Annotated in this window: 2 protein-coding genes and 1 pseudogene; 1 reads left to right on the top strand and 2 read right to left on the bottom strand. The window is 66.9% G+C overall.

Features of this window, described 5'->3' with window-relative positions; all coding sequences use genetic code 11:
* Together BLV04_RS25835 and BLV04_RS24200 are read right to left on the bottom strand one after the other, a co-directional pair.
* Positions 1–140, bottom strand: a pseudogene (locus tag BLV04_RS25835) (SAM-dependent methyltransferase); the annotation flags it as partial.
* A gap of 51 nt (positions 141–191) precedes the next feature.
* On the bottom strand, positions 192–764 hold the full coding sequence (locus BLV04_RS24200; RefSeq protein ID WP_093038694.1) for a cytochrome b: 573 nt from the start codon (positions 762–764) through the stop codon (positions 192–194).
* Between the two features lie 116 nt (positions 765–880).
* Between BLV04_RS24200 and BLV04_RS24195 the strand changes: the two genes are divergently transcribed.
* Positions 881–1,615, top strand: a 735-nt coding sequence (locus tag BLV04_RS24195) for a LysR family transcriptional regulator (protein WP_245732025.1), incomplete at its 3' end; no start/stop codon positions are given.

Here is a 1,615-nt window from a genome sequence, read left to right as displayed (position 1 = left end):
TCCGGGGCGATCTGCATCCCGCTCCACTCCAAGGAGGCCGTGAGCTCGCGCAGGCGCCGCTTGACATCGCTCTCGCGCAGGGAGTGCTCGAGCAGGTACCCGTAAAGCCGCTCGTCGACGGGAATCGTTCGATTACTCATGCGTTTGTACCTGTCGGCGCCGGAATGTGCGCATCCGTCGGATCCGGGCGCTCAGGGCGCCACCCGCACCTCGGCTCCGAGCATGCGCCGCAGGGTACCGTCCCGATCGATCAGATGGTGCTTGAGGGCGCCCACGACATGTAGGAGAACCGCGCCGATGAGCAGGTAGCCGCCCCACTCATGCAACAGGTGCCCAACCCGGGCCAAGGTCGCGTTGAGGGCTACGACCTCCTGAGGATCGGTCGGATCCGGGTTGTGTGCGATCAGCTCGACACCGAAGACGGAAACGCCGTGTCCGCCCATGGCGGACATCATGAAGCCCGAGACCGGCATCAGCACCGTGCCGATGATGAGCAGCCAGTGGACGAGCTTCGAGAGCCACTTCTCGACGGATGTGTAGTCGCCGACGGGCTTGAGCCAGCCGTTGCGGATGCGCCAGGCCACGCGCAGCACGACGAACAGGGCGATCAGGACGCCGAACGACTTGTGCCAGGGGTAGAGGCCGTAGGTGCTCGTCTGCGCCATGTAGAGCCCCGTGGCCAACAGGGCGATCATCATGACGGCGACGATCCAATGCAGGGCGAGCGTGTTCGGGCCGAGGCGTGTGGGTGAATCGAGTCTCATGTGGGCATCTCCGGTTGAGGGCCGCCGATCCGGCGGCAGATCCATTCGACGGGGAGAGGCTAAACGGCGAGAATGCATGCGTCCAATGCATATCGATGATAGCGGGTATCCGATTAGTGAATCTTCGTACCCTGAACCTGAATCTGCTGGTCGTGCTGCGGCAGCTGCTCGAGGACCGCCACGTCTCGCGGGCCGCCGAGCAGCTCGGCATGAGCCAGCCGGCCGTCAGCCGCGCCCTGCAGCGGTTGCGCGCGCTGTTCGACGACCCGCTGCTGGTGCGCACGGCGCGGGGGCTCGAGCTCAGTGCCCGCGCCGATGCCCTGTTGCCGGATCTGACGCAGTGGCTCGAGGATGCCGAGCGTCTCGTGTCCCGGCCGACCTTCGACCCGGCGACCGCGACGCAGACGGTCCGCTTCTATGGCCCCGAACCGGAGATCGGATGGTTCCTCCCGCCGCTGCTCGAGCGGATGCGCCGCCTCGCGCCCGGTATGGTGCTGGCAGTGAACAGCGAGCCGCGCGAGCACTTCGGCCAACTCGAGCGCGGCGAGGTGCACTTCGTCCTGTCGCCGTTCCAACCGAGCGCCGGCACCGACCAGCTCCACAGGCTCCGTCTCGCGCCCCTGACCTTCGCGCTGGTCATGAGCGCGGACAACCCGCTGGCCAAAGGTACCCTGAGCGTGGAGCGCTTCGCGGCGGCCAGTCATGGCCTGGTCTCCCTCACCGGGCGGGGCGTCGGGATGCTGGAGCAGGAGCTCACGGCGCAAGGGCAATTGGCGCCGGGCGAGCGCCTGAATCAGCCCCTGCGCCTATCGAGCTTTACGTCCATTGCGGCCTTCTGCGAGCGCAGCGAC

The organism is Thiocapsa roseopersicina (assembly GCF_900106925.1).
Classification (GTDB): Bacteria; Pseudomonadota; Gammaproteobacteria; order Chromatiales; family Chromatiaceae; genus Thiocapsa; species Thiocapsa roseopersicina.
The sequence above is the reverse complement of the archived record's forward strand: the minus strand, read 5'-3'. Positions and strand labels throughout refer to the sequence as shown.